We start from the raw sequence: 19,107 nt of genomic DNA, 5'->3' as shown, positions 1-19,107 counted from the left end.
CATGTTTTATTCTTCGTTTAATCTATTGATTTCCAATTTTTCAGATAATCTTTTCTCAATTATTGGTTCAATTAAGGTTTTTCGTTTTTCAACCTTCATAAAAGGTTGTTTTTCAATAGCAGATTTCATTTTATCTGCAGCGTTTGGATGTTTATTTGTACCTAATAAAGTGATGTCGCCATTATCAAATTGTTCTTGTTCTTTGGCAGCACTTTCTTTTAGTTTTCTTTGAATGGTTCCATCTTTAAGCTGATTTAGGAAACCTCCATTTTTTTCGATTGACTTAAAAATTTCTAATGCTTTTTCTGCCATTTGATTGGTGAGACTTTCTATATAATATGATCCATCAGATGGATTATTTACAACATCAAAATAACTCTCCTTTTTTAGAACTAATAGCTGATTTCTAGCGATACGTTCTCCAAACTCTGTGGACTCCTGAAAAAGGTAATTGTATGGCTGATTACAAACAATATTCGCGCCACCTAAAACAGCACTCATACACTCCGTAGTTGTGCGAAGCATGTTAACATTGTAATCGTATATGGTTTTGTTTCGTTTACTTGGAGTTGCAGAAATTACACAATCAGAATTAAAACCATACGCTTTTGAAAGTGTCGACCATAATAATCGTAGTGCTCTTAGCTTAGCAATTTCAAAGAAGTAGTTGCTACCAATACTTACATTAAAGTTTATGGTTAAGCTTTCCTTTTTAGTCGTGCTAAGCTGCTCATTAAAATGATTTAGATATTCATTAGCATGGGCAATAGCATAAGCTAGTTGTTGAACCGAATGAGCACCTGCATTTTGATAATGCTCAGTATTAATTTGAATAGCATTAGAAACGGAAACGCTTTTCTCTAATATTTGGTGGTCTTCTTTGAGGTTATGGAACCAGTTGCCAGTTTTACCAAGGTTGCCAATGATATCATTATTAATAGAGAATTTTTCTAACCCTAATTCTGAAAGCTGTTTTATGTTTGATTGAGATAAGATTGAAAAATTAATATGAATTGGTACATCAATGCCATTGATTAAACTTTTTATATCAGTATTGTCACCAACCTGATTGAAGATTATGAATTCGGCACCGTTTTCAATACTTTGTTTAGCTTCAGTATTTGCTTTGTCTACACCATTGGCATCTATAGCTTGGGCGATTTTCCAATCTTTAGCTGAGGTACTAGAAACTTGGGGTAAAGAAGGCAACTCATCTGAATGGTAAAACGGTTTTACATCGATACCTTCTTGGGTTTTCCAAATCAGTGTTTCATTATAATCAGCACCTTTAAGGTCTACCTGAATTTTTTGCTTCCAAGCTTTAGAAGACACAGGACTAAACTCATCAAACAACCTTTTACTCATCTTCTTTTTGTTTTGGAATACTGTCTTGGTACTCTATAATATAAATCTCTTCCTTTGGCTTTTTCATGTAGTAGGTTTCTCTTGCAACTTTTTCTACGCCTTCTTCAGTACTCAGTGCTTCTATAGCTTTTTTGTCCTTCTTCATTTCGTTTTTGTAGTAAGTTTTTTCGTTTTCAAGTGCTTCAATATCTTTATTTAAGTCTCGATGTAAAAGCCATGAATGCGTATCAAAAAAAATCATCCAAATAGCAAAAGCAACTATGCCTATTACATAAATGTTTTTGAAGGGTTTTAGATATTTTTTATTGAATTTTGCCATACTATAAACGTTCGCTAATTATAGTTTTAACGATATCTACTGCTACTGTGTTGTATCTGTTATTTGGTATTATAATATCTGCATATTCTTTCATTGGTTCAATAAACTGCTCGTGCATTGGTTTTAAGGTCGTTTGATATCTATTTAAAACCTCGTCAATATCTCTGCCGCGCTCACTAATATCGCGTTTTAATCGTCTAATGAGTCGCTCATCACTATCCGCATGAACAAATATTTTAATGTCGAACAATTCCCGAATTTCAGGATTCGTAAGAATCAAAATACCTTCAACAATAATTACATTTCTTGGCTTGGTTAAAACTGTATCACCAGTTCTATTATGTTTTACAAAGGAATATACTGGTTGTTGGATAGATTCACCTTTTTTCAATTGGTTTAGATGCTCAACAAGAAGCTCAAAATCTATGGATCTTGGATGGTCAAAGTTAATCTTTACACGCTCCTCAAAGCTTAAGTGAGACGTATCTTTGTAGTAAGAATCTTGTGAAATTACTACAACTTCGTCTTCAGGTAATTCCTTTAAAATGGTATTAACAACAGTAGTCTTACCGCAGCCAGTTCCGCCTGCTATTCCAATTATTAGCATTTATCGAATTAATTTATAGGGCAAATTTAGCTAAATAAGGTGATTATTCTGCGATATTAGAAACTTCTTCTTGAGTAACTTTTTCACCATAATCATTTCCCCAACTATAGTTAATATAGTTCATAACATCTGCCACTTCATCATCTTCAAGACCAAGAGGTGTCATCACACCATTATAGGTAACACCATTAACAGTAATTTCGTCTTTTAAGCCATATTTTATGGCTTTGATACTTTCTTCTCTTTTGGATTTTAAATAATCCGAATCTGCAAGCGGTGGGAAAACATTTGGAACACCTTTTCCATTTGTCATATGGCAAGAAACGCAAAAATCATCGTAAACTAATCTTCCGCGGTCAATACTATTAGTTAATTCAGTATCGACTATAGTTTTATTTACAGTTGTTTTTTTGTCGCCATCTCCTTTGCAGTTAACTAATAACAAAGCAAATAGCATTAAAATTTGTAGGCTGTATGAATTCTTCATTTTTGAATTAGCTATTTGGAACGATTTTTACTATCCCTAGATTTTCAATACCGACATATATATATCCATCATCACCTTGTCTAGCACTTCTAACACGTCCCATACCTTCTAATAGTTTTTCGCGCTTGGTGACTTTATTATTTTTAATAACTAGGCGTTCTAAATACTCAAATTTTAACGAGCCTACTAGTAAATTCCCTTTCCAGTTTGGGTATTTGTCCGAGCTTACAAATGCCATACCGCTTGGTGCAATAGATGGCACCCAATAAAAGAAAGGTTGTTCCATACCTTCTTTAGCAGTTATATCTGTAAACTTTGTGCCACTATAATTTACACCATAGCTAATAACGGGCCAGCCATAGTTTTTTCCTTTTTCTATAATATTAACTTCGTCTCCGCCTTTTGGGCCATGTTCATGCACCCAAATTTTACCAGTTTCTGGATGTTTTGTCATGCCTTGAGGGTTTCTGTGCCCATAGCTATATATTGCTTTTTTAGCGTTGGCATTATTTACAAATGGATTATCATTTGGTATAGAACCATCGGCATTTAATCTATAGATTTTACCACAATCTCTGGTAATGTCTTGTGGATTAACATCTCTATTTCCACGGTCTCCAACAGAGAAGTATAAATATCCATCATTATCAAATTCTATTCTAGAGCCAAAATGTTGTCCACGTCTCGAATTTGGTTCTGCTTTATATAACCTTTCAACATTAGTAAGTTTATTTCCATTGAGCTTGGCTCTAATTAGTGCAGTATTGCCGCCATCACCATCACCATCTCTTGTGGCATGGGTTATATAAATCCAACCATTAGTTGCATAATCTGGATGTAATTCAATATCCATTAATCCTCCTTGACCACGGACATAAATTTCAGGTAAACCACTAATCTCAGTTTTTTCACCATTTTTAAAATGAATTAATTCTCCTGATTTTTCATTTATAAGCATAGAACCATCAGGAAGAAATGTAAATCCCCATGGATTTCTTAAGCCAGAGACAACAGTCTCAACAGAGTAATCAATATTTACTGCTGCTTTTGGTTTTACAGATGATTCTGTGCCAACTTCTATTTGAGTTGATGCATCAGCTAACGCATTATTGTTAGATTGTTTTTCTTCGGTTTGTTTGCACGATGCAGCTACTAACAACAAACAAATCAGAATGAGTTTAAAAGGTTTCATAGTTTGATAATTTATTCTAACTCCAAGCCTTGAAAAGTGCTTGGTTTTCTTTGAGAAATTTTTATTTATAAAGTTAATCATAATAGCATTTAAAACGAATAATTAACATTTACCCCAGCATAATAATTTACCGGATTGCCAGGATAGAAGTATCTCGGGGCATTTCCACCAAAAGCTCTGGCATTAATTAGTATTTGTGATGCATAAGCTTCATCAAAAATATTATCAATACCATAGAAAATATTAAGGGTAATTTTATCTAAAACTCTTCTTTTAAAACCAATTTTTAAGTTTGTTAGGGTATAGCTTTCACTAAACAAACTATTACTATCAGTAATTGGTTGTTCTCCTACATGTTGAAAATTAATATTTCCGTAGAGACCTAGAGACGAAGAGAAGTTAATTCCAGCGTTCATTATGTTCGAAGGGACACCTGTTAAATCATTTCCAGAAAAATCATTATCGCCATCAATAAATTCTTCGAATTTATAATCATTAAGGCTTAGGTTGAAAAACGATGTCAATGTTAATTCTTCTGTATCTATAAACGTTGAATTGATAGTTAGCTCAAGGCCGTCATGTAGCGTTTGTCCTGCATTAACACCAATAAATTGGTCATCACCAGTTCTTCTGGCTACTAACAAATTTCTAACATCTAATCTGTAAAGTGCGGTATGTATTTGAATTCTATTATTGAGTAATTGCGTCCTTAATCCTATTTCGTAATTCCAACCGGTTTCGGGTTCAAGATTATTATTTATTTGACCATCTGGCAATAAGGTTTCGCTTAAAGCGATAGGCGAGAAGCCATGACTAATACTAGAATACAGATTAAGATGGTCTGATGCAGAAAATACCACACCAAATTTGGGAGAAAAAATACCATCAAAACGAAATGTTCCAGTTTGGTCTGGGTTGTCACTTGTTACAGGAAAACGGTCATTAAGTTTATAATTTGTTTGATTAAAATTTAGACCAATATCAGCTGAGAGCTTTTCTGATATTCTATAGTCGGCCTCAAAAAACAAATTATAATAGCTTCTATCTTCTTTAAAATTCGATAGCAGATCACCTTCAACACTTCCAGTACCTGCTGGGAAGTCTTGATATAAATTTTCAAATGTTTTTGATGTATATCTGTCTTTAAAATATTCTCCACCTACCGAATATTTCAAATCCTTTTCAGCAACTTTAAAGGTACCCAAAAACCGACTTCGAATACCATAAGCAAATGTGTTTTCCTCTAAAATATTAAAAGGTCTAGGCTCATATCCATTTCTAAATGATGTGAATAGGCTCGTAATATGTTCCAGTTTTGAATGATACCTATGCTTCCAGGTTACTCCAAAAATACCTCTTTGTGAATCTTCGAAGCCTTGTGATTGTTGCCAAGTAAACGCAGCGGCTGATGGATTGTTTATAAAATCATCTTCATTAATTGAACTAGGTATAAAGGCTTTTAAATCAACATAACTACCTAGAAAAGTAAGTTCGTTATTTTCATTTACATAATGATTGGAACTTAACGTTATAGTTTGTCTTCTGTAATTATTGTTATCCCTAAAACCGTCAGATTCGGTATCACTATAAATGCCATTAAAGCTATTTCTGCTGTTACCATGATTAAAACTTAGCGTCTTTTTTAGTAAACCAAATGACCCAAACGAAACTTCTGCTGAAGCATTTGATGTATTAAGCAATGAATTCTTTGGATTTAGTATTATGGTTCCGCCTAAGCCAGCACCATAAATGCTCGATGTAGCACCTTTTGAAATATTTATTCGCGCAATTGCATTAAGTTCAAAATCTTCAATGGTAGTCTCACCGCTTCCATTTGTTAGCGGAATGTCTTTAAAATAGGCTCTTATTTTTGAAGTCCCGAACAGATTTCTAGAGCCAATTCCTCTTATTGTAAGTCTATTAGTATTTAGAGCACCACTTTGCATAAAAACTCCTGGTGCTCGGTTTAGCGCTTGTGAAATATTGATGTTATTGCCAATTTCAATGTCTTTTGTAGTGAGTATTTCGGTAGCTGTTGTTGTCTGTTTTAAACGCTTCGGAATTTGGTATGCGTTAATTATTACCTCATTTAATTCTGAAGGTTGAGGTTCAAGCTGAATAATTGTATAATTTTCCTCTTGTATGTTAATAGCCTTTCTTTTGTATCCAATACGTTCAAATATATATTCGCCTATAGTTGTAACCTGAAATACGCCATTATCATCTGAATAGACTATTTCATTGTCTAGTGACCGAATGACTACATTAGGTATAGCAACACCTGTTTTATTATCTACAATCTTTCCTGTAAACTGAGCATTTAATGAAAAGAATGTGAAAAAATAAACTATTGATAAAAACTGTTTTATTCTGATGGTTTCGGGGTTTGAATCAAATTGGCCTCAAAATACTATTATAAATCATAAACTCTTCTAAAGTATTTGTTAAGTTTAAATACACTTAAAAAGATGTTTGGTAAAGCAGGTATTTTATATATATTTGCACTCCTAAAATTGATAACCAAATTTCGGGGTGTAGCGTAGCCCGGTTATCGCGCCGCGTTTGGGACGCGGAGGTCGCAGGTTCGAATCCTGCCACCCCGACAAGTTGAAACAGAGAATCCTCGAAGAAAATTTATTTTCTTAAGAGGATTTTTTTATTCTTCTATTTCATAGAATTCATCCCATCTGTAAAATATATACAAACTTCAGTAAAATGTATAACTTGGCCTGGAGCATGAGGTTTAGCTTTGTACCATCAAAATAAACAAAACTTAAAAAAATGAATAAGACAATTTTTATCACAGGCGCATCATCAGGATTAGGAAAAGCTACTGCAAAACTTTTTGCTGAACAAGGTTGGAATGTTATAGCAACCATGCGAAAACCAGAGAACGAAACTGAGCTTGACAAAATTGAAAATATCACAGTATTACCACTAGATGTTACTAATACAGTGCAAATACAATCAACTGCAGCCGCATCGATTAACTTAAGAGATATTGATGTGGTATTCAATAATGCAGGTTATGGTTTAGGCGGTGTTTTTGAAGCAACTACTGATGAACAACTTACTCGCCAAATTAACACCAACCTTTTGGGTGTTATGCGTGTAACTCAAGCGTTTATTCCACATTTTCGTCAAAAAAAGAGCGGAATGTTCATTACAACAACATCCATTGGAGGCTTAATGGCATTTCCATTTTTCTCGGTATATCATGCTACAAAATGGGCATTGGAAGGTTGGAGCGAGAGCTTGGCATTTGAATTGGGGAGTCATAATGTTCAGGTAAAAACAGTTTCTCCAGGCGGAATTTTAACGGACTTCGCGGGTCGTTCGCTAGATATGTCTATGCACGAAGCCTATACTGGTGATTTACAAAAATTGACCAAGGTTATGCTCGATCCAGAACGACAAAAAAACTATTCAACTGCAGAACAAATTGCAAATGTGGTGTATGAGGCTGCGACAGATGGCCAGTCTAAATTGCGTTATGTTGCAGGTGAAGATGCCAAAGCTATGTATGCCCAAAGAAAGGAAATAGGAGACGAAGCTTTTAGAACAGGTGTTAAAGAAATGTTTTTAAGTTAATAAAGAGTAAAATCAATTACTCGGTTTAAAGACGAAAAAAATTTGTGGCTTAGGATAGGCCTAATAAAATATAAAACCATTTGTAAGTTTAGTTTACTTTTATAAATCATGAATGAAATCATCCAAATAAAATCTATAACAGAAGCCAATAAATTGTTTGGTGTAGAACCCCCAAAACATCCTTTAGTGACTATAATGTGGGCTAAGGATATGCCAGATTTTAGCTCTTATTTTGGTATAAAATACAATACGGATTTGTTTTCGGTTTCTTTAAAAGATGGTATTCAAGGTAGATTAGGTTATGGACGTAACAATTATGATTTTGAAGAAGGCACTATGGTATTTTCTAAACCCAATCAGGTATTATCTATAGAAGAAAAAACCATAGCAGAAGATGCCAAGGGTTGGGTTCTAATCTTTCATCCAGATTTAATTAGAAAGTCCGAATTGGGTAGAACCATAAGTAGCTATTCGTTCTTTGATTATAACGTCCACGAAGCCTTACACCTTTCTGAAGATGAAAGGGCAACCTTGACCGATTTAGTAAAAAAGATAGAAACTGAAATTAATCAGAATATAGACAAACACAGTCAAAAATTAATTATCTCTACAATAGAATTGATGCTAGATTATTGTAACCGGTTTTATGATCGACAATTTTATGTGCGTTCAAATTTGCTTAAAGACCATGTTTCAGAATTTGAAAGTTTTCTGAAAGACTATTTTAGTTCTGAAAAGCCATCTGATTTAGGCTTACCTACTGTAAAGTATTGCGGCGAACAATTGAATATGTCTTCCAATTATTTAAGTGATCTATTAAAAAAAGAAACAGGTAAAAGTGCCAAAGATCATATCTATACTTTTGTGGTAAACAGAGCGAAGAATAAATTGTTAGGTACTACGGCATCTGTTAGTGAAATTGCGTACGACTTAGGTTTCGAGTATCCACAACACTTTAGCAAGCTGTTTAAGAAACAAACTGGTATGAGTCCTGCTAAATACAGAATTCAAAATTAATATGAAGGTCATAATTACAGGTTCAACAGGTATGGTAGGTAAAGGTGTTTTGCTGGAATGTCTCGATAGCCCAAAGATTGAAAAAGTCCTAGCAATTAATCGGAGTACATTAGGAATGGAACATCCGAAACTTGAAGAAATCTTGTTGAAAGATTTCTTACAAATTGCTTCGGTTAAAGATAAATTAAAAGGGTATGATGGCTGTTTTTATTGTATGGGAGTTTCGGCAGTTGGTATGAATGAGGAAAAATACAATACAATTACTTTTAATACTGTTAAAGCATTTGCAGATGTTCTGTTTGAACTTAATCCTAATATGATTTTTAATTACGTTTCTGGTTCAGGAACCGACAGTTCTGAAAATGGGCGAAGTATGTGGGCACGTGTTAAAGGTAAAACTGAAAATTATGTTTTGAATAAAAGGTTTAAAGATGCTTATGCATTTAGACCAGGTGCTATAATTCCAGAACGTGGTATCCAATCGCGCACAGGTTGGTATAATGCTATTTATCTGCTAATGCGTCCTTTCTTTGGAATGCTTAAAAAATCTAAAAACGTTACAACAACGACCAAGATCGGATTAGCAATGATTAATAGCTTATATAACTCCCAAGAATTAAAACATTTAGAAAACAGAGATATTAATTCACTTGTTGAAAATTAATTAATGTATCATTCCAGTGGAAGCAGGTATCCATAATCAAAAAATAGATTCCTCATCAAGTGCGGAATGACAAAATATGAAACGACTAAAAAAAGTATTAAAGCGTATGCTATTATCAATTTTAGGACTTATAGGAATACTCGTAATTATTTATTTCCTATTTGTAAACTTTTATCCAACCTTTGGAGGTGATGTAAGTAAGGAAAGGCAGGCTTTATATCAGAAATCCAAACAGTTTAATGGCAGCAAGTTTGTCAATAAAAAAAATGTGCCAAAAGACCCTAGCTTTTCTGATATACTAAAGATTTCAAGAAAGTTTTTTTTTGAAACGGTTGAAAACGGACGACCAGAAAAAGAATTGGCGATACAGAAAATAGATTCAACCAATATTGCTGAGTACCGTAACAGACGCCTTATTTGGTTTGGGCACTCTGCATTCCTGTTGCAAATGGATGGTAAGAACATCCTTATCGACCCAATGTTTGGTGATGTCCCTGCACCTCATCCTTGGCTTGGTGGTAAACGATTCAATAAAGAGTTACCTGTTGAAATAGAAAAATTACCAAAGATTGATGCTATTGTGATTTCGCATGACCATTACGACCACTTGGATTATGAATCCATTAAAAAGCTAAAAGACAAAGTTGAAACTTATTTTGTTCCGCTTGGTGTTGGTGTACATTTAGAAGCTTGGGATATTGATAGCACCAAAATCAATGAAATGGATTGGTGGGAAGAAACAACATTTAAGAAAATACAATTAGCATGTACGCCAGCACAACATTTTTCTGGTAGGAAGTTTAATAATGGTCAAAGTACCTTATGGGCATCTTGGGTTATAAAATCAGATAATACAAGTTTGTTTTTTAGTGGTGATAGTGGTTATGGGCCACACTTTAAACAAATTGGAGAGCAGTATGGCCCTTTTGATTTTGCTATGATGGAATGCGGACAATACAATAAAATGTGGCCAGACATTCATATGTTTCCTGAAGAAACAGCTCAAGCTGGTGTGGACGTTCAAGCTAAAACCGTTATGCCCATACATTGGGGTGCTTTTAAGCTGGCCATGCACTCATGGACAGACCCAATAGAACGTGTGTCCAAGAAAGCAGAAGAACTTAAAATACCTTTAGCTACACCCCAGGTGGGAGAACCAATTCTAATTGATAGCTTACCTAAACCTAACTCTGTTTGGTGGTAAATTGTAATAACATAACTTATAAATTATAATTATCATGGAGTGTATTAAAGGATATAAAAAAAGTTCCATCTACTCCTATAATTTTGACTATTGATTTTTTCAAAAAGACTATTGAAACTGTTGATAACTTAAGTGTAAGGATTTAGTCAAAAAAGCTACTTTTGTCTTGTAAGAAAACGATAAACTATGTCTGATACAATCGAAAGCGTAAAATGCTTAATTATAGGTTCTGGGCCTGCAGGATATACAGCAGCAATATATGCAGCTAGAGCTAATATGGCACCAGTATTATATCAAGGAGAACAGCCTGGTGGTCAGCTGACTACTACTAATGATGTGGAAAATTTCCCTGGATATCCAGATGGAATTACTGGACCAGAAATGATGATCCAACTGCAAAAACAAGCTGAACGTTTTGGAACCGATGTACGTCATGGTTGGATTACTGAAGTAGATTTTTCTGGAGATGTGCATAAAGTTTGGGTTAACGGAGAAAAAGAAATCCATGCTGCGACGGTAATTATATCTACTGGTGCATCGGCAAAATATTTAGGATTACCATCAGAGCAAAAATACTTGCAACTTGGTGGTGGTGTTTCTGCATGCGCAGTATGTGATGGGTTCTTTTACAGAAATCAAGACGTAGTTATTGTTGGTGCAGGAGATTCTGCTTGTGAAGAAGCACATTATTTATCAAAGCTTTGTAGAAAAGTTACTATGCTTGTTCGCCGTGACGAGTTTAGAGCGTCTAAAATTATGGAAGCTCGAGTTCGTAACACAGAGAATATTGAAATATTGATGAATACGGAAACCGATGAGGTTTTAGGAGATGGACAAGTAGTAACTGGCGTAAGAGCGTTTAATAATAAAACTGGCGAGAAATTTGAAATTCCAGCTACTGGTTTTTTTGTTGCTATAGGACACAAACCTAACACAGATATATTTAAAGACTTTTTAGATTTAGACGAAACAGGTTATATTATAAATGCTGAACCGGGGACGAGTAAAACTAATGTTGAAGGTGTATTTGTAAGTGGTGATGCCGCAGATCATGTATACAGACAAGCAATTACCGCTGCTGGTACAGGATGTATGGCTGCGTTAGACGCTGAAAGATATTTGGCTGCTAAAGATGCATCTTTTGAAGTGTCTACATCGACTTATAACTAAAACAACCCTTTAGCGTTAATATCTTTCTTTTGAAGTTTTGCCGTATTAGTAAACACTTCTAAGGTTATTTTTGGCTCGCCATAAACATAAACTGCTGTACTGCCAGATGCCTTTAGGTTGAGATAAGTTGCCACATTTAATGTAGCAACACTATTACTTTCAATTAGCAAATCAGCATTTGTAATCGTGTAATTTTTACCAGAAAAGTTTGCCGAATTATCTATTCTTAAATTAGTATCAGTGCCATCGCCTTCAATAGTAGCATCAGCACTTTGGTAAAGGTCAAAAGTCGAAGATTTAGAATTTAAAAGGGCATCTAGTTTACTATTTCCACTTAAAACAAAAGATGTACTATCTGCCGTAACATTAAGTCTGCTTTTGGTTCTTTCAGACGCTTCAAAATTGAATAATGTAGATTTTACATTAAGATAAGCTCGCGCATTATTTTCGATTTTAAGGTCGAGATTCTCTAATTCCATGGATGTTAAGGAGCGGACTTCAGCTGAATTATAAATTTGAATGTTATTAAGCTCAGAACCGTAATTAACTGTAATTAGTAATTTCTTTTTAGAAGTGATTCTTTTATTTGTTGATATACTTAATGTGCCATCAGTAACATTTACGTCTATAACCGCATGAAGATTATCATCTGCTTCAATCTCTACAGATGGTTTACTATTAAAAGCGAGTTTTACCTCAAAATCATTTTTAATTATTAAAGATGAAAAAGCATCAGTATAAGTTTGCTTTATTGTAACATCTCTATTGCCTTTAATCTTTTCTTTGCTTTGCGAAAAGCTAACTTGGGAGATGAGTAATAAGGCAAAAAACGAGTATATAAGTTTGTTAGATATCATAATTATAGTTTTTGAAAACTTCAGATATATATTATACGAATTTAAAATTAATCCAGATTTTCTATACTTCAAACAAATATATACAAAAACCGACCCAAACTAATATTGTGTTTGAGTCGGTTTTGATTAACCAAATAGAATAACCTATTAAGTGTGATTGATTGGATTGATCGCTTTTATAATGATTTGATTGGGTTTAGTTTTTTCGGATACTTCCAGAAACACCATCGCTTTTACTCACTTTTTCTGGATCTCCAGAATACCGAATGCTTCCTCCGCTAGATGCATTTGCAGTAAGTTCCTTTTCTGTATTTACCGAAATATTTGCACCACTAGTAGCTGAGACTTGAGTTGATTGGGCTCTTAAATCACCAGCTCTTATATAGCTACCGCTTGTTGCAGAAACTTTTAAATCTTCAGTTTTTCCGCTAAGGATAATTCCTGCACCACTTGTGGAGTCACATCTTAAATAGGCTGTTTTTATACCTAAATCTACATGACTGCCACTTGTTGAGCTAATGATAAGCTTTTCGGTAGTGAATGTATTTTTTGAAGATACACTAGATCCGCTAGTGGTGGAGATTTCAGATAAATCTTTTACAGATAATAATACCTTTTTTGCATCAGAGTATTTTATGTTTTCGTTGGTCGAAATGCGTAAAACACCATTATCTATTTCAGTTGTTATAATTTCATGCAAATTTTCATCTGCTTCTACTTTAAGCGATAAATCATCACTTTGAGTTAAAATAACATCTATTCCACGGCTAACTTTAATCTTATCAAAGTCATCTGAAATTCTTCTTTCTTTTACTACAACATTGCCATCTCCATCTATACCTGGACCGAGATTAATGTCAAAATTACATGAAGTAACAAATATGCTTATAATGCTTGCTACAACGATTCTTACTAATGTGCTCATAATTTATTTTTTTATTGATGATTATTGTTTTATGGCTGTTTCAACCATTTTTCCGTTTTCTTCTACGATCATTTCAGAAACCTTACCAGTACTGTCTTTTACAAATTTAAAAACCAAAGGTGCTTGTGGGTGTTTAAAGGTGTTTTGAGATACCGGAATAATTTTGGCTATCATTTCTCCTGCTTTTAAGCTAAGGTTACCTGCACTTAAGGTAACAGATACTTCTCCAGTTTTAGGGGCTTTGTAAAGCCCAGTATATTGTATTAATATTTCTTTTTTTAAGTCTACTTTCGTTATATGTTTTACGACTTCTTTAGAAACGTGATTATAACTAATAACACGTTTTAATTTCCATTTACTATCTTCTAAAATCCATAAGTGAGTAAAAAGTGCATAGTTATCACTTTCTTCAAAAGTCATGGATTTTGACGGTGAAAAGAAGTGTTTGCCTTTTTGTAGTGCGCCATAAAGTTTAGTGTTGTTGTACATAGGAAAAACCTCTAAGCTTTCTTCAACAAGAAAACGATAAACCTTTTGTGAGTTGTTGGGTTTACAGATTCCGTTTTTCATATTTGATACAAATTCCTCTTTCGATGTAGTTACACCGCTTTTATCATGGTAGAATTCTAAATCATCTACCATTAACTGAGCACTTCTCTCAATTTCGCATTTATCAAAACCAATTTTAAAAAGAATACTGTCTTTTGCCTTTAACGTTTTAAAAAGTTCAGAACTTTTGTCTACTTGTGCATATGCACTACCGGAAGTGATTAATGTTCCGATAATGCATAGCAAAAGTGTTTTGATTGATTGAATTGATTTTGATTGATTCATTTATTTGATTGATGTTTTAAAACAGTTCAAATATTTAAAAAATGATTGGTTGACACTATTTTAAGTATCTGAACTGTCGATTGATTGGGTTGAATTGTAAATACATTAGTTATTTGATTTAATACTTACACCTGTCTCATCATCGATTTGTACTTGTACATCCGATGTATTCGTTTTTAATCCTTCAGAATCTAGCTTTAGTTTGACACTATCTCCTGATTTGATAACAATACCTTCATCTGAATTTATTTTGACCGAAGTCGTAAAATCGTCGTCATTGTCATCGTTATCATTTTCATCTATTGGGCAGTCAAGACATTTTACATCGTCTTCAATAATTCTGAGATAGTGTTCTTCCATTCCATTATCTAAAATATCATTATAAAAGCTCGAATTTCTGTGATAATAATAGGTGTTGTCGTCAGCATATAATGTTGTACCTTCTGGTAAATAGACGACAACTTTTACATTTTGGTTACTGAATTTATTTTTAACATCTGTAGTTAAATAGCGATCAAGTTTTAGAACATTGTTTTCTAAAGCATAATTGTAATTTATATTCCTAGCTCTTTCTTCAGCATTGTCATAGCTGTTTCCATGCGCATTTTTAGATATTTCAATTTTTGCTACAGAGTCTTTTGTAGAGCGTACAATAAACCTTACATCTCTATCTGCTATGGTTTTGTTTCCGTCTTTGTCTTTATAAATTTTTTGTCGTCCATTAATTATGTACGATCTGTTTCTAATATTGTCATTATTTACCATAACAATCTTTAAGGTATCGTCTGCCTTAATATTCAATTCTTTTTCATTAGTATCGTAAGCATTATAGCTAAACTCTGTTGCCTGACGTACCCCTATAACAATTAAACTTAAAATTGCTACTATCCATAAACCTGCTAGAGTAAACTTAGCTGGGTTACCAATAGATTTTAAATTGTTTACCAGTATTTTTAACCCTAAATAAAATAGGAAGAAGAATGGTATTCCAATTGCTAAGAATAGTAAAAAAGACATTAGCCAAACTGGGATATTAGCAATATTTGCGGCTTCAAAAAAGTCCATTCCAGGGAAATGTACTGCGTCGGTTATACCTACTGTAAAGAGCGCTACTAGTAAACTCAGTAACGTACTAATACCTACTATTATCATAATAACACCAAAGAATTTTGCGAACACTTTTAGAAAGAACATTATAACATCTCCTAAAGAACCAAAGAAACTTCTTGATGTACTTTTTAATCTATTGCCTTGCTTTTCAAAATCTACACTTTTTACTGTGTCTGATATATTATCGGCTACATTTTCGAAGCCTTCTTTAATAGTATCACCGTGTTTTTTTAAGTCTACATTGCGTACTTTTTCTGAGACGATTTCAATGCCGTCTTTAATTTTTTTTTCAATGTTACTAATATTTACAGGCTCACCAGACATGGTTAGCTTTTCGGCAGTAGTCCTTGCCTCAGGAACTAATGCCCAAAATATTAGATATATAAAAATAAAAGTACCTCCAGATAATAGGGTAAAAAGTATCCATAGAAGGCGTACCCATACCATGTCTATACCTAAATAATGACTTAACCCAGCAGATACACCACCAATGTAAGAGTTGTCGGTATCTCTATAAAGTTTTTTGCTAGGTCCACTTTTGGTTTGTCTTTGTCTTTTATAAGTAGGTTCATCTTCAAAAATTTCATCATCTACAAGGTAATCTTCAGGTTGCCCCATGATCGTGATGACTTCATCAACAAGCTTAACACCTACAACTTGTTTATCGTTTTCAATGCGCTCACTAAATAATTCTGCGATACGTGCTTCTATATCAGCAATAATTTCAGAACGGCCTTGAGAGTCTGTAAATGAACGTTTTATAGCCTCAAGATAGCGCGATAATTTAAGATATGCGTCTTCGTCTATATGGAAGAATATCCCTGCTAAATTTATATTGACTGTTTTATTCATTTTTTTGTTGTTTTTGTACTGGTTACTAGGTTAACTGCATTTTGTAATTCACTCCAAGTAGTGTTCAATTCTTTTAAAAATAACTTTCCGGTTTCTGTTAGACCATAATATTTTCTTGGTGGTCCGGATGTGGATTCTTCCCAACGGTAATTGAGTAACCCAGCATTTTTTAATCTTGTTAATAGCGGATATATGGTACCTTCTACAACAAGCATTTTTGCGTCTTTTAATGTGCTTAGAATTTCTGCAACGTATGCGTCTTCATCTTTTAAGATAGATAAGATGCAGTACTCTAGAACCCCTTTACGCATTTGTGCTTTTGTGTTTTCTATCTTCATATTCTAATGCGATTAAATTTTATTAAACTGTTCATTTTTTGATTGATTTTGTCAAATTATTTTTTGACTATTATTGATTGTGATTGATGAATCTATTTTAAAAAATTAATGGTCAACGGGTAACGGTATTCTTTTCCATCTCTGGCTGACAAACTCGCCTTGATAATTAGCCCGAGCTCAATCAAGAACCCTAAAAAGGCCAGAATACCTATACCACCTGTTATATATAATAGAGGCGAAGGACGACCTATATTAATATGAAAGTCGTAAAATCCATTAAAATCTATAAAGTCTATGCCATTAAATACTTTAAAGATGAAAAAAGGAATACTAATGGTTCCTATAATAAGTGCATACAATAGTATACTTATTTGAAAATTGATGGCTTGCTTGCCATGCTTATCAACAAATTCAGATTTTTCTTTATTTGCGACCCATAAGACGATTGGTCCTATGAAGTTACCAAACGGTATGATAAACCTAGAAAAGGTTGATAAATGGATAAATGTTGCTATGTTTTTATGATGATCTGTTGCCATTTTACAAAAGTATATAATAGTTTCTTATGCAAATATATGTCCAAAAAAAGGTATTATGTTACGCATAGTACTAAAATTTAACATATTGTTAACATTTTAAAATATCAGTTTGGGGTGACTTTTAAATAGAAAAATGAAGGAAAGTAAAGTTTACAGGTTGTGGTTATCTATATAGAAGCGCTCTCTTATGTTATAAAAAATAACCAAAAGAAGAATAAGTATTATTATGTAGAAGACATTCATTATATAACTTATTACATTTATAAAACAACATACATGAATAATTTCCTACTTGATTTAAAAATTATTTTCAAATCCTGTTAGGATTTAAAGTTTATCCGTATTTTTCTAATTCATATTTATAAAATTCCAAAATGAAAATTTCGTCTCGTAAACTCAATATATTTTTACTTTTTAAACTACCAGCAGCATATTTTACTGGTGTGCGTTCTAAATATTTGGATAACGAAAAGTGTATTGTTACAGTAAAACATCGATGGATTAACCAAAACCCTTTTAGATCTATGTTTTGGGCAGTTCAAGGTATGGCGGCGGAGCTTACAACTGGTGCATTAGTTATGCAAAAGATCAGAGAAAGTGGCAAAAAAATATCTATGTTAGTGGCAAATAATAATGCATCCTTTTCCAAAAAAGCTACAGGAAGAATTACATTTGAGTGTATTGAAGGCTCAAAAATTGATGTTGCTATTAATACTGCTATACAAACAGGAGAAGGCCAGACCGTATGGCTCAATGCTAAAGGCATAAATAATGAAGGAGTAGAAGTCTCAAATTTTAATTTTGAATGGACATTGAAGGTTAAATCCTGAGATATACCTATTGTAAATTAAATTGAACATATAGATGTAACAAAAGTGCTTTTGAATCAACATACAGTTACATCAATTAAAACATATAAAAATGAAACCAATAGAATTTAGAGAACGTAACTCGCACGAAATAGATTATCGCATTTATGGCGAAGAAATGCAATATGTAGAAATCGAACTCGACCCAGACGAAGGTGTTATTGCCGAATCTGGTAGCTTTATGATGATGGATGATGGTATTAAAATGGATACCATTTTTGGAGATGGTTCAGGAAAAGATAAAGGATTTTTGGGTAAAATATTAGGGGCTGGAAAACGTATTCTTACTGGTGAAAGCTTATTTATGACAGCGTTTTATAATACCTTATCAGGAAAACGAAATATTTCTTTTGCATCTCCTTATCCTGGCAAAATTATTCCTATTGATTTAGAGGCATTTAATGGAAAATTCATTTGCCAAAAGGATGCTTTTCTTTGTGCAGCAAAAGGTGTTAGTGTAGGTATTGAGTTTTCTAAAAAGCTCGGTCGAGGACTTTTTGGAGGTGAAGGATTTATAATGCAAAAGCTAGAAGGCGATGGGATGGCCTTTGTCCATGCTGGTGGTACTATGGCGGAGCGCAAATTGCAACCTGGTGAAACTCTTCGTGTAGATACAGGATGTATTGTAGGCTTTACTCAAGACGTCGACTATGATATAGAATTTATAGGCGGAATAAAGAATTCCATATTTGGAGGTGAAGGATTATTCTTTGCACGACTTCAAGGTCCAGGTACAGTATACATACAATCGCTTCCATTTAGTCGTCTTGCAGGGCGTGTTTTAGCATCTGCTCCAAGAGCAGGTGGAAAGGATAGAGGAGAAGGTAGTATTTTAGGAGGTTTAGGAGACTTGTTAGATGGTGATAATAGGTTTTGATTTATTAAAAATTTAAATAGAAATTAAAAAAGGTTGTGTTTTTTAACGCAACCTTTTTTAGTTCAGACCATCTTTATTATATGAACCAAAAAAAAATGCAATGAAAAATTTAACATTACTATTTAAGCTATTAGTCGTTACCATGTTAGTGCAGCTAACATCCTGTAACGATGCGATAGAAATCGCTCAACCAGGAAGGCTTGCTGCAGCGAATGCTTTTACAAATCTTGAAGATTTACAGTTAGGTGTTCTAGGTTTATACGCGAGTTTAGATTCAACACCAGAGATAG

The 19,107-nt window shown here is 33.6% G+C and carries 19 protein-coding genes, 1 tRNA gene and 1 pseudogene; 9 read left to right on the top strand and 12 right to left on the bottom strand.

Translation table 11 applies throughout. The annotated features are described in order from the left end of the window. Positions 1–6 precede the first annotated feature (6 nt). From ED556_RS09710 to ED556_RS09685, 6 genes are all read right to left on the bottom strand, one after another. Positions 7–1,365, bottom strand: a complete 1,359-nt coding sequence (locus tag ED556_RS09710) for a methylmalonyl-CoA mutase subunit beta (RefSeq protein WP_296322844.1) — start codon at positions 1,363–1,365, stop codon at positions 7–9. After that, the gene (locus ED556_RS09705) at positions 1,358–1,684 is read right to left on the bottom strand and encodes a septum formation initiator family protein (protein ID WP_296322840.1); all 327 of its coding nucleotides are present in this window, start codon (positions 1,682–1,684) and stop codon (positions 1,358–1,360) included. Before ED556_RS09705 ends, ED556_RS09710 begins: the two co-directional genes overlap by 8 nt. Before the next feature lies 1 nt (position 1,685). Then, complete coding sequence (udk, locus tag ED556_RS09700) at positions 1,686–2,291, bottom strand: uridine kinase (protein ID WP_296322835.1); 606 nt, start codon at positions 2,289–2,291, stop codon at positions 1,686–1,688. A 43-nt stretch (positions 2,292–2,334) separates the two neighbouring features. Further along, positions 2,335–2,778, bottom strand: a complete 444-nt coding sequence (locus tag ED556_RS09695; RefSeq protein ID WP_296322832.1) for a cytochrome c — start codon at positions 2,776–2,778, stop codon at positions 2,335–2,337. 7 nt (positions 2,779–2,785) lie between these two features. Continuing rightward, complete coding sequence (locus ED556_RS09690) at positions 2,786–3,970, bottom strand: PQQ-dependent sugar dehydrogenase (RefSeq protein ID WP_296322828.1); 1,185 nt, start codon at positions 3,968–3,970, stop codon at positions 2,786–2,788. A gap of 89 nt (positions 3,971–4,059) precedes the next feature. After that, the gene (locus tag ED556_RS09685) at positions 4,060–6,033 is read right to left on the bottom strand and encodes a TonB-dependent receptor (RefSeq protein ID WP_296323748.1); all 1,974 of its coding nucleotides are present in this window, start codon (positions 6,031–6,033) and stop codon (positions 4,060–4,062) included. Between the two features lie 465 nt (positions 6,034–6,498). Here ED556_RS09685 and ED556_RS09680 point away from each other — a divergent pair. The 6 genes from ED556_RS09680 to trxB all read left to right on the top strand — a co-directional run bounded on the left by ED556_RS09680 (position 6,499) and on the right by trxB (position 11,616). Then, positions 6,499–6,573: transfer RNA gene (locus tag ED556_RS09680), tRNA-Pro, on the top strand. A gap of 178 nt (positions 6,574–6,751) precedes the next feature. Next, positions 6,752–7,561, top strand: coding sequence for an SDR family oxidoreductase (locus tag ED556_RS09675; RefSeq protein WP_296322826.1), 810 nt, complete (start codon positions 6,752–6,754; stop codon positions 7,559–7,561). Positions 7,562–7,669: 108 nt separating this feature from the next. Beyond that, the gene (locus tag ED556_RS09670; protein WP_296322824.1) at positions 7,670–8,578 is read left to right on the top strand and encodes an AraC family transcriptional regulator; all 909 of its coding nucleotides are present in this window, start codon (positions 7,670–7,672) and stop codon (positions 8,576–8,578) included. Between the two features lies 1 nt (position 8,579). Further along, positions 8,580–9,242, top strand: coding sequence for an NAD-dependent epimerase/dehydratase family protein (locus tag ED556_RS09665; protein ID WP_296322820.1), 663 nt, complete (start codon positions 8,580–8,582; stop codon positions 9,240–9,242). A 76-nt stretch (positions 9,243–9,318) separates the two neighbouring features. Continuing rightward, positions 9,319–10,446 carry an MBL fold metallo-hydrolase gene (locus tag ED556_RS09660; RefSeq protein WP_296322814.1) on the top strand — a complete coding sequence of 376 codons (1,128 nt, stop codon included), beginning with the start codon at positions 9,319–9,321 and terminating at the stop codon, positions 10,444–10,446. Positions 10,447–10,632: 186 nt separating this feature from the next. Then, complete coding sequence (gene trxB, locus ED556_RS09655; protein ID WP_296322810.1) at positions 10,633–11,616, top strand: thioredoxin-disulfide reductase; 984 nt, start codon at positions 10,633–10,635, stop codon at positions 11,614–11,616. Here trxB and ED556_RS09650 read toward each other — a convergent pair. From ED556_RS09650 to ED556_RS09625, 6 genes are all read right to left on the bottom strand, one after another. Further along, on the bottom strand, positions 11,613–12,473 hold the full coding sequence (locus ED556_RS09650; RefSeq protein WP_296322807.1) for a DUF2807 domain-containing protein: 861 nt from the start codon (positions 12,471–12,473) through the stop codon (positions 11,613–11,615). The genes trxB and ED556_RS09650 overlap by 4 nt on opposite strands. A 196-nt stretch (positions 12,474–12,669) precedes the next feature. Then, entirely contained in the window at positions 12,670–13,398 is a 729-nt protein-coding gene (locus ED556_RS09645; protein ID WP_296322803.1) for a head GIN domain-containing protein, read from the bottom strand. A 21-nt stretch (positions 13,399–13,419) separates the two neighbouring features. Then, positions 13,420–14,232 carry a hypothetical protein gene (locus tag ED556_RS09640; RefSeq protein ID WP_296322800.1) on the bottom strand — a complete coding sequence of 271 codons (813 nt, stop codon included), beginning with the start codon at positions 14,230–14,232 and terminating at the stop codon, positions 13,420–13,422. Positions 14,233–14,337: 105 nt separating this feature from the next. After that, positions 14,338–16,194, bottom strand: coding sequence for a PspC domain-containing protein (locus ED556_RS09635; protein ID WP_296322797.1), 1,857 nt, complete (start codon positions 16,192–16,194; stop codon positions 14,338–14,340). Beyond that, positions 16,191–16,532 carry a PadR family transcriptional regulator gene (locus ED556_RS09630; protein ID WP_296322794.1) on the bottom strand — a complete coding sequence of 114 codons (342 nt, stop codon included), beginning with the start codon at positions 16,530–16,532 and terminating at the stop codon, positions 16,191–16,193. The genes ED556_RS09635 and ED556_RS09630 overlap by 4 nt, the downstream gene beginning before the upstream one ends. 92 nt (positions 16,533–16,624) lie before the next feature. Continuing rightward, positions 16,625–17,071, bottom strand: a complete 447-nt coding sequence (locus ED556_RS09625) for a DUF4870 domain-containing protein (protein WP_296322791.1) — start codon at positions 17,069–17,071, stop codon at positions 16,625–16,627. 374 nt (positions 17,072–17,445) lie between these two features. Between ED556_RS09625 and ED556_RS09620 the strand changes: the two genes are divergently transcribed. The 3 genes and pseudogenes from ED556_RS09620 to ED556_RS09610 form a co-directional block, all read left to right on the top strand. Next, positions 17,446–17,901: a DUF4442 domain-containing protein gene (locus tag ED556_RS09620; RefSeq protein WP_296322788.1), complete on the top strand. Its 456-nt coding sequence runs from the start codon at positions 17,446–17,448 to the stop codon at positions 17,899–17,901. A 91-nt stretch (positions 17,902–17,992) separates the two neighbouring features. Further along, positions 17,993–18,817: a TIGR00266 family protein gene (locus ED556_RS09615; protein ID WP_296322785.1), complete on the top strand. Its 825-nt coding sequence runs from the start codon at positions 17,993–17,995 to the stop codon at positions 18,815–18,817. A gap of 100 nt (positions 18,818–18,917) precedes the next feature. After that, positions 18,918–19,107, top strand: a pseudogene (locus tag ED556_RS09610) (hypothetical protein); the annotation flags it as partial.

Origin of the sequence: Winogradskyella sp. (assembly GCF_003712105.1) — a bacterium.
Lineage (GTDB): Bacteria > Bacteroidota > Bacteroidia > Flavobacteriales > Flavobacteriaceae > Winogradskyella.
This window is presented reverse-complemented; position numbering and strand designations above follow the sequence as displayed.